Origin of the sequence: Clostridium senegalense JC122, assembly GCF_000285575.1 — a bacterium.
In the GTDB taxonomy this organism is placed as follows: domain Bacteria; phylum Bacillota; class Clostridia; order Clostridiales; family Clostridiaceae; genus Clostridium_J; species Clostridium_J senegalense.
The window spans coordinates 425,155-435,199 of sequence record NZ_HE611053.1 but is presented as its reverse complement, the minus strand read 5'-3'; the positions used below and the strand labels follow the sequence as shown (position 1 = coordinate 435,199).

10 protein-coding genes, 1 pseudogene and 1 CRISPR repeat array are annotated in these 10,045 nt (G+C 24.1%); of the genes and pseudogenes, 9 read left to right on the top strand and 2 right to left on the bottom strand.

Annotation, left to right across the window (positions count from 1 at the left end):
* A partial coding sequence (locus CSGHG_RS16030) for a hypothetical protein (RefSeq protein WP_010297544.1) occupies positions 1–342 on the bottom strand: 342 nt, incomplete at its 3' end.
* Positions 343–346: 4 nt separating this feature from the next.
* Positions 347–799: a hypothetical protein gene (locus CSGHG_RS16025; RefSeq protein WP_010297539.1), complete on the bottom strand. Its 453-nt coding sequence runs from the start codon at positions 797–799 to the stop codon at positions 347–349.
* Between the two features lie 1,603 nt (positions 800–2,402).
* Between CSGHG_RS16025 and CSGHG_RS23395 the strand changes: the two genes are divergently transcribed.
* The 9 genes and pseudogenes from CSGHG_RS23395 (at position 2,403) to cas2 (ending at position 9,315) form a co-directional block, all read left to right on the top strand.
* Positions 2,403–2,576 carry a hypothetical protein gene (locus tag CSGHG_RS23395; protein WP_155844781.1) on the top strand — a complete coding sequence of 58 codons (174 nt, stop codon included), beginning with the start codon at positions 2,403–2,405 and terminating at the stop codon, positions 2,574–2,576.
* A gap of 113 nt (positions 2,577–2,689) precedes the next feature.
* Positions 2,690–3,097, top strand: a complete 408-nt coding sequence (locus tag CSGHG_RS22845; RefSeq protein WP_010297534.1) for a hypothetical protein — start codon at positions 2,690–2,692, stop codon at positions 3,095–3,097.
* A gap of 9 nt (positions 3,098–3,106) precedes the next feature.
* Positions 3,107–5,755, top strand: a complete 2,649-nt coding sequence (gene cas7i, locus CSGHG_RS24455; RefSeq protein WP_235700166.1) for a type I-B CRISPR-associated protein Cas7/Cst2/DevR — start codon at positions 3,107–3,109, stop codon at positions 5,753–5,755.
* Between the two features lies 1 nt (position 5,756).
* A complete protein-coding gene (gene cas5 / locus CSGHG_RS16010) occupies positions 5,757–6,470 on the top strand; it encodes a CRISPR-associated protein Cas5 (protein WP_010297529.1) in 714 nt (237 codons plus the stop codon).
* 35 nt (positions 6,471–6,505) lie between these two features.
* Positions 6,506–8,116 carry a CRISPR-associated helicase/endonuclease Cas3 gene (locus CSGHG_RS16005; RefSeq protein ID WP_026022405.1) on the top strand — a complete coding sequence of 537 codons (1,611 nt, stop codon included), beginning with the start codon at positions 6,506–6,508 and terminating at the stop codon, positions 8,114–8,116.
* Entirely contained in the window at positions 8,110–8,160 is a 51-nt protein-coding gene (locus tag CSGHG_RS25115) for a hypothetical protein (protein WP_412766368.1), read from the top strand. The genes CSGHG_RS16005 and CSGHG_RS25115 overlap by 7 nt, the downstream gene beginning before the upstream one ends.
* Positions 8,161–8,164: 4 nt before the next feature.
* Entirely contained in the window at positions 8,165–8,719 is a 555-nt protein-coding gene (locus tag CSGHG_RS23390) for a hypothetical protein (protein ID WP_026022404.1), read from the top strand.
* A 157-nt stretch (positions 8,720–8,876) separates the two neighbouring features.
* Positions 8,877–9,023 (top strand): annotated as a pseudogene (locus CSGHG_RS24450) (type I-B CRISPR-associated endonuclease Cas1b); the annotation flags it as partial.
* 1 nt (position 9,024) lies between these two features.
* Positions 9,025–9,315, top strand: a complete 291-nt coding sequence (gene cas2, locus CSGHG_RS15995; RefSeq protein ID WP_010297526.1) for a CRISPR-associated endonuclease Cas2 — start codon at positions 9,025–9,027, stop codon at positions 9,313–9,315.
* A 201-nt stretch (positions 9,316–9,516) separates the two neighbouring features.
* A CRISPR array of direct repeats spans positions 9,517–10,008; the repeat unit is 30 nt; unit sequence GTTGAACCTTAACATAAGATGTATTTAAAT.
* Between the last annotated feature and the right edge of the window lie 37 nt (positions 10,009–10,045).

Below are 10,045 nucleotides of genomic sequence, written 5' to 3'. Positions count from 1 at the left end.
ATCTGTAGTTAAATTACCAAAACCATTTTCGCTGTAGTAAGAATAAACTTTAGAGTTTATAGGATTTAAATCCTTATTTAAATTATAACTAAAACTATTAGAAGTACTACTAGTACTACTGTTAGTAGTTGTTGTTATATTATTATATATATTATTATTATCTTTTTGATTATTTATATAAAATCTATTTATAGATTTTATATTATTAAATAACATTGTTATGTTATTTAATATATTATATATATCTTTCATCAAGGAATTATCTCCATGAAGGTCTTTAAAAAATACCTTTGATACGGACATAAAATCACCTAAATCCATATTATAAGGATTTTTATCCATAGCATTATGGGGTAGAATCCCAACTATTTTGCAAATTATCCGAAGAAGAAAAAGAATTATCAAGACTATTGGTATTTTTATCCATAGATATATTCGGAGATTTTTCACTATGGTTATTTTTAGAATTGTTATTATTTTTAACATCAAATATTCTATAAAAGATTTCTGTGAAACCATAAAAGGAATATGCTCCGTTGTCTCTTAACACAGTATGTTTAAGAATTTTATTTCTGCAAAGCTTTTTAAGCTTTCTATAAAGTGTATCTTTTTTTATATTAAGAATAAGTAGATTTTCTAACATTTCATCATAATCTAGCCAGTAGTATTTTTCTCCATTAGAAACTTTAGATATAAATTTATTATGATTTTTAAATATATAATCTAAAATTAAAATATCATCAAAACTAACCTTTGCTTTAATAGCCTCAACTTCATTAAAATTTAATTCATATAACATAAATAAACCCTCCTAAAATTAAGCTCTCACTATTCATATATGCATTAAGAGGAGAGAGTTCCGACTCTTTTTTATGTTTTTTAAAAGAAATTAGCAAGTTTATTCAGTTTTATATTACTTTTAAATTTAATATGAAAGTAAATAAAAATATTATGCTGTAATGAGTCTTATATAAGGAATTCATATTATATAGGGATATAATCATAGGCGTAAAGCTAAGCCTAGAAACCCCAAATTTATAGTGTTAAAAAGTAATAATGAAAAAATTTAAAATGCTAGTCTGTGAAAATTTCAAAGAAACTCTAAATATATTTTTATCTGATTTTTATGACTACCCGGAGAAGCGACGTCCTTGTCTGGTGCACCGGCTAATCCGTCCTTGGATTAGGTGAAAAAATCAAAGAAAAATCTATAAGAGTTTCTAAATCAATTTTCAATGAATAGCTTATTTAAAATCTTTATTATTACATAATGTATTAAAAGCTTAAAAGAAGAATATTTTATTGAAATAAAGTGGCTTAGCTTTACGCACATGGGGATATAATCTCCAACTTAAATTTATACATAAAATTTTTGTTATCAGTTGAGAAAAAAGACTAACAAAAATTGTGCTTATATCTGTAATTTTTTAAATATATAAATTATACAGTAGTTAGATTGCATAATTAAAATTTGTAAAGAAGGAAAGTTATCCAAAGGGTTAGTGCCATCTAGAAGTTATTTTTTAATAAGTGAGGAAAATAAAAATATAAAATTAATGAATTTTACCAATGAAATATTCACTAAAAGCTTGCAATGCTTTGAAACTACTGAGTTTAAAAGGTGTTTTGCTGGTTTGCTTTAAAAAATAAAAATCACTGGTAAAAAAGCAATAAAACCTAGCAAAATCAATAGTTTGGATGTATAATAAGAAATAAAGAATGGCTATTTTTCAATGGTTGAACCTTAACATATGATGTATTTAAATTATTCTGCAAAAAATTTAACAAAGTTATGATATATGAATTTGAAATATGGATATGAAAAAGGTTGTTAGCCAGTTTAATTTTTTATAAAAAATTAAAAAACATGGGATGTGAAACTATGGTTATAGTAATATAATGTATTATAAAGAACCTTAACAAATATTTTTTTATAAACTTAAAAATACAAGATTATATTGAATAAATATATTAATTTAGAAGAATGTATGAAATAGGTCTTATGAAAAAAATTAGAGAAAAAATTTATTTTTGATATAAGAAATATGTTATTAGAAGATGAATACATTAAAAAGCATTTGAACAATGTTTATTTAGCAGTAATTCAAAATATGAATAAGATAGATAGGGTGTTATCACATCTTTTTTTCAACAATTTTACCTAATGATTAAAAAATTGGGTTTAAAGTTTGAAATATTGTACATAATTATAAAAAACAACATTTTATGTATATAAATCAATGAATTATTTTAATTAGACAATGCAGTATAACCTTAACATATAATGTATTAATTAAATATTATATTTTTAATGAGTATAAATTTAAAAATATGTGGAAATAAATAATATCACAATGAATTATATTAATAATAATTTTATTTATTATGAAAGAGGTGGTATAATGAAATTTTTTCAGCTTGTTACAACTATTTTATTAAAGGAGAACATACATTTTTCTAAAAGTAGTGAAGTAATTGGAAATACAATAAGTAGAGTAATGCTTAATGATGAAAAATTAAAAAGCTACATAAAAGTAAAGAATATAAGTATGTATTTGATAATTTATATCCTTTAGAAAAAGATGGAATATATAAGGAAAAAAGAATATATATTTTCAACATTAGAAGCTTTAATGAGGATTATGTTATTAAAATTAAAAATTGTTTTAATGGATTTGAAAACGATTATATGAAAATAATCTCAACTGATTTAAGGATAATAGAAAGAAAACCTATAAATTACATTGAAACCATTACACCAGCAGTGGTTACTATAGATAGTAAACCGTGGTTATCTGATGGAGATATATTCTTATTAGTTAAAAGATTACACAATAATGCTGAGAAAAAGTTTAAGTTTTTTTTTGATGAAGAAATTGAAGAAGCAGAGGATTATTTTATTGAAAAGCTTAAAATATTAAACAAAAAACCTATAGCTTATAGTTACAAGGGGATTAAGTTATTGGCAAACAAGGTTCGCATCAAGGTAAATGAAGATGATATATCTCAAAAATTAGCCTTTACTGTCCTAGGTGGGGGATTGGCAGAAAAAAACTCAATAATAGGTGCAGGATTTTGCAAATGTGATTGGAGGTAAATTTTGATATTGAGTAATAAATTTGTTATAAAGGAATTTACTAAAAGAGATGTTTTTTATAATAATGGACTTGTTAATTTAAAAGCATATTTAGAAACTTACAGTATAGAGGGAGTAAGTTGTGAACTAAATGATGGAAAGTTTATTTTAAAATATCCAGAAGGTATGGATGATAAGTATTATAATGATATATTTAAAGGATTCATAATAAATAATAATATAGTATTTCATACAGCTAATGATAGACTTTATTGGGATAGAGATAATAATCGATTTATATATGATAGAAAATATGATGTTAAAGGTAAGGCTTCAGGTAATGATGTTAAGAATTTATATAAATATATTACTCCAACTGAAATTGGAAAAAATACAGAAGAAATTTTTAATGAGTATATGGAATTTGCTAAGCAGTATAATTCGAATAATAAAAACATTATAGAAGATACAAAAATATTTAAAAAAGGTTCTTCGTATAAAAAAGAAAATCAGTGTAAAATTCCTATACTAATGACTAAATCTGAGGCTGTAGAAAGTTATATAGAATATTCAGTTAAAGGGAATATACTTAAATTTGATTCTAAGATTCATCAGTTCGAAGATGGTGGATATTGTTTTAGAGATATGATGGACAACAAAAATAATCTTATAGATAAATGGGATGCTTTAATATATTGGTATGGTGTAAAAATGAAAAGATATTATAATTCATCATATTTCATTTATCTAAATTCTACTGATTTGAGTGCATTATATGAAATGAAAGAACACTTAGATATAAATGATGATGATATTATGGTAAAAGGTAGTAAGAATATACCAACTAATGTAGATTTAATAAAACAGCTTATATCTGATGGTATAAAAAATGAAAATTTTTATATATCCAATAGTGAGAAAGAATTTCAAATCAAATTTTTTATGTATTTGGCATCCAATATATATCATATAGAAGAAAGTTATGAAAATACAAGTACAGAAAGGGTTAGAAAAAGGAAAGAAAAACTTTATAATAATTTACCTAAAATAAGCTTTGTAACCTATACAGAGGATGGAAATATGAAATCACAATTAGAAGAATATACAAAAGCATATAAAATGATGATGTTTTTAAATAAGTTATTAGAAACAAAGTCTTCTGATTCTACCCTGTTTAAATATTTATCTAATTTAATTACATCTATAACTATGTCAAAGAGTGAATATGAAAAGGTCAATTTGAATATTAAAAAGTTTTGCGATAACCTTCTTAAATTTGCTGATTTAAGAAAAGTATATTATGAAGTGTCATTTAAAATATTAAAAAATAATAAAAGAACTTTAGGTGCTGGATTGTATGAGTTTGAAAGCCTGTATTTAAGTGAAATAAAGAGAGGAGAGTATGTAATGAGTTTACATAGTAAATCTAAAAAGATTGGTAATGAGATAGGAGTTTTTGCAGCTAATTTAGATGATAAAGATCTATTATTTAAACTTAGAAATGTTAAAAATTATAAACAGATGGTTACTTATTTTAGAGACTTAAAATTTACAGTATTAAAGAAACAGTATGAAGCTAAATTTACAAAAGAATTTAATTCTATCATGGAAGAACTTTTGGTTAATATGGAAGATAAAGAAGATAGCTGGGAGATTATTAGAGATTATATTGCTATATATGCTATTGATAAATATAAATCTGTTGTATATGCTAAAAAAATTAGAAAAGGGAGGCAAATAGAAATGTTCTATAATATTGCAACTATTTCAAAAGTTAATTTAGGTTCATTAAATGGAAGTGAAGGTATGGGAGGAAATATAACTCCCATTAAGAAAATTACTGATAATAAAGGAGAAGAGTACGCATATATTTCTGGGCAGGCACAGAGAAGATATTATAAAGAAACATTATATCAATTAGGAGAAAGAATAACTGCTATTAACGAAAAAGGAGAAGCAAATTTTTTAGAATTTAATGATAAAATTTATGATAAGAAAAAAGAAAAATTTGAAAATAAAGAATTAATGTACAGAGAATTTTGCGATTTAGATTTATTTGGATATATGCTTCCTAAAGGAGGAAGAAGATGGTCTCCGATTAAGGTATCACCTATGATTTCAATTCATCCTTATAAAGGGGAATATGATTATTTAACTAGAAAGCAGTATGTTAAAGATGAAGGTAAAAAAAGTGGGAATATTGTTCAAATTGAAATAGATACTTTGAATTATATGAGAGGAAATGTACTGATTGATGTGGATAAAATCGGTAAAGAGGTAAATGAATACACATATGAAGTAACTCCAATGTTATCAGAGGAAGAAATAAACAATAGAATTAATAAATTAGTTGATGCAATAAGATTTTTTAATGGAGGAGCTAAGCAAGCTAGAAATCTTGAAGATATTTCTCCTAAATTTGTTGTAGCAATAAAGCAGAAAACAGGAAATCCATTTTTATTAAATTCAATTTATGTTGATAAATATAATAATCTTGATACGCAGGCAATTATTGATGAGATTGAAGATAATAAAGATGTTGTAATGAATACAGCTGTTGGATTAGCAAAAAATATTTTTGCTAATGAAAATGAAATCAAAAAAGAATTTAATGAAGCAGGTATTAAAGTGCTTTCAGTAACAGAAGCTTTAAATTCATTAAAGGTAGGCGTTGAGTAGTATGAAAATTATAAAATTTTCTGTGGAAGGAGTATTTAATTCTTTTAGAGTTCCATTTTTTAGAACATATCATAAAAGTTTTCTAGCACCGCCTAAAACAACTATTATAGGTTTAATTACTAATATAATGGGTAAATCTGAAGCTTATTACTATAAGATTTTGAATGAAGAAAAAATTCAAGTGTCTGTTGTAATAAATTCGATTAAGGGTAAAGCGAAAGATTTATGGTCATATAAATCTTTTGAAAGCAAAAGTAATATGCATGGAAGGAGTATCATAAGAAGAGATAAATTATTTAATGCAAAATATACAATATATCTTATGATACAGGATGAGGATTTAAGACAAAAGGTTTTAAACTGCTTAAAAGCACCAAAATCTATTCCATCTTTAGGACTAGACGATGAATTAATAAAGATATATGATGTGAAATCTGATATTGAACTAAAAGATAATGATACAAATATTATAAATTCAGTATTTATGGATAAAGGATATAACTATAAAGTAAAAGTAAAGGATTTAAGTAACGATATAGAATTTCCTACTGCAAATATGGTTCCACTAAACTATAAAATAAAAGTTAATAATGAAAGCAGGACAGCTAGAGAAAGTTGTGATGAATACAAACAAATTGAGTATATAAACTGTGAAGTAGAATTGAAAGATATGAAAAGTTTTATATGTAGTACTGATAAAGTAGTTTTCTACTAAATATTGTGATTACCTTATACGAGGAGTGAATAAAGATGAGTGAGGTTATTGCAAAAAAGAGGAAAAATGGAGCAACTCAAACACTTGAATACCATACATTTATGGTTATAGAAGCAGCTTTAAGCTTAATTGAGGATAAAGAATTAGATTTTATTTCGAAAGAAACTGGATATGACAAAGATAAAATTAAAGATTTGATTTTTTTCTCTGCTTATTTTCATGATATAGGTAAAGCTACATATGAATTTCAAGATACAATAAAAAATAAAAGAAAAAGCTATCATTCTCTTTATTCATCAAGCTTATTTTCTAATATAACTGATTTTGAATTTAATGAAGACTATGGTATAAATATGCTGATGTTGTGCATTTTGACACATCATTCAGTTTTAAATGCTGAAAGTTATTTTAAAACTGTTGGAAATAATAAAATGCTTAATTTTGAGTTTCTGCCTTGTGCAGAAATATTTTTTTATAATTATAAAGAAGTTTATCAAAAGTATTTAAATAAAGCATGTAATTATGAATTTGAATATAAGAAAGTTGATTTGGTGGAATTGGGTACTTATATTGAAGAGATTTATGAAGATGTAGATTACTTAAGAAAAGATGAAAGTTGTAGAAAAATTAGATTATTATATTCATATGTATTAGGAATATTAAATTTAGCTGATTGGATAGCTTCAGCTAAATTTAATAGTAGTTTACCAAAGATTAAGTTTGATTATTTAATTGATAAAAAAGAGTTGTGTAGAAGATTTGCTGAATCAATAGGAATTAATGAATTTATACCTAAAGATTTTCAAGAAAAACTTGCGAATTGTAAAGGAAGTGTATTAGTAATAATACCTACAGGTGAGGGAAAAACAGAAGGAGCTTTTTTGTGGGCTATAAATAATATAGAAAATAAATTGAGTAAGATTATTTATACACTTCCAACACAAACTACTTCTAATAAGCTTTATGATAGAGCAAAGGATATATTTTTTGATAATACAGGACTTATTCATAGTTCTTCAAAAATATATCTAGAGAAAAAATATGAGCAGGAAAATGGAAAAGTTGATGATAAATTTCAGAGTGATATTTTATTTACTTCAACTTTTAATAAAGGAGCAACAGTATCAACAATAGATACTTTATTTAAATATTTCATAAATATAGGAAGATATAATATTGCAATGCTTAATTTCTTAAAATCTGTAGTTATAATAGATGAAGTTCATTCATATGATTTTAAACTTATGGGATTTATGAAGAGATTTTTGGAAATTTGTAAATATTATAATGTACCTGTATGTTTAATGAGTGCATCTATACCAAATAAAATTAAAGAGCTTTTAAATATTGATAAATTACCTACTATAAGTGATAAAAAGTTATTTGAGAAAAAAGCAAATTATATCTATAAAATTGATGATTCTTTAGATAATAAAATTGATGATATTATTTTAAAATTTAACAAAGGAAATAATATATTAATTGTAAGAAATAAAATAGATAAATCAATAGAAATATACAAAGCGCTAAAGGAAAAAGGTATAGAAAATATAATTCTGTATAATTCTCAATTCAAGAAAAAAGATCGAATTAAAAAGAAAACGAGATATATGATAAATTTAACAATAAGGAAAGGTTTATATTAGTTGCTACTCAAGTTGTAGAAATATCACTTGATATAGATTTTTGATGTAATGTTTACAGATAATGCACCTATAGATTCATTAATCCAAAGATTCGGTAGAGTAAACAGAAAGAAAAAGCAGGATAAAATAGGTGAAATATATATTTTTAGAGATACTGATAGTAAGCCTTATTATTTAAGAATGTTAGAAATAACTTATGAAACTTTAGAAGAAGGTTTATTTCCAGTAGAAAAATATATAAAGTGGTTAAACAAAGTTTATGATAAATTATTTAATGATAAAAAGATTATAAATGAACTTGAAAGTAATTTTGTAGAAGGGTACCAAAAATTTAATAAAATATTATCTAAACAACATGGTATCTATAAAAGTAAAGATATATATGATTTAAGGTATATTGAGTTTCCTAAAAAAGACTATATTCTATATGAAGATTATAATGAAAATATGCGTGATTATGACAATACTATTTCATTACCAGCGTGGCTAAGTCAAAGTGAACATTTAGTAGTATATAAGAATTATACGAAAGATATTGATTATGATGTTTTAAAGTTAGAATATAATTATGAAATAGGAGCAATAATTGAAGGCATGGAATAAGCCATTTTTAATTAAGAAAAGTCATACAAAATAAATGTCTATTTTTCATGATTATTTCATATAAAAATTTTATTATGACTATGAATAAGTAAAATGAATTTTAAGAGTAACAAATACATTAATAAACTATTATTTTTAGCAACAGCCATATATTTAAGAAAGATTAGAATCTGTTTTTAATCATAAAAAATTAAAAAGAAAAGTTAGCTATAGAACTGCTATAAAGTTAGATTGTTATAAACTGATAAAATTTATAATGGAAGATAAGAAGTTTGTACCATTTAATATAAAGGAGAATATGTAAAATGGGTAAGAACATTAATTTTAACTATGCATTTGTTTTTTATGATGTTAACGAGAAACGAGTACAAAGAGTTTTTAAAGTATGCAAGAAATATCTATCTCATTTCCAAAAATCAGTATTTAGAGGAGAAATAATACCATCAAAGCTAATAGCTTTAAGAAAAGACTTAAATAGGGTTATAAATAAAGAGGAAGATTTTATTTGTATAATAAAACTTATGAACGAAAATGTATTTGAAGAAGAAATATTAGGCATTCAACTTAATAACACTGGTGAAGATTTGATTATTTAGTTGTAAAGATAAGAAATTAAAATGAATTTTACCAGCAAAATATTCATTAAAAACTTGTAATGCCTTGAAAATACTAAGTTTAAAAGGTATTTTGCTGGTTTGCTTTAAAAAATAAAAATCACTGGTAAAAAAACAATAAAACCTAGCAAAATCAATGGTTAAGGTGTATAATGGAAAATGAAGAATGGCTATTTTTCAATGGTTGAACCTTAACATAAGATGTATTTAAATCCTGAAATTGCTTTTAGAATAATGGATAAATTAATGTTGAACCTTAACATAAGATGTATTTAAATCCTGAAATTGCTTTTAGAATAATGGATAAATTAATGTTGAACCTTAACATAAGATGTATTTAAATTTAAGAAATTTATAAAGACGAATAATAAAAAATTTGCGTTGAACCTTAACATAAGATGTATTTAAATCAGCATACTCCATGAGTTCCACTACCTGCAGTTATAGTTGAACCTTAACATAAGATGTATTTAAATATTCAAGAAAAAGTATTTTTGGCTGAAATAGATAGTGTTGAACCTTAACATAAGATGTATTTAAATGTACCTAGTGGTACAAGTTATCCATATTACACCTATGTTGAACCTTAACATAAGATGTATTTAAATCACCACATATTACATCTATTACTGCACTTATAACTGTGTTGAACCTTAACATAAGATGTATTTAAATAATGTTTTGCATTATTAATTGTAACTTCAACTGGTAC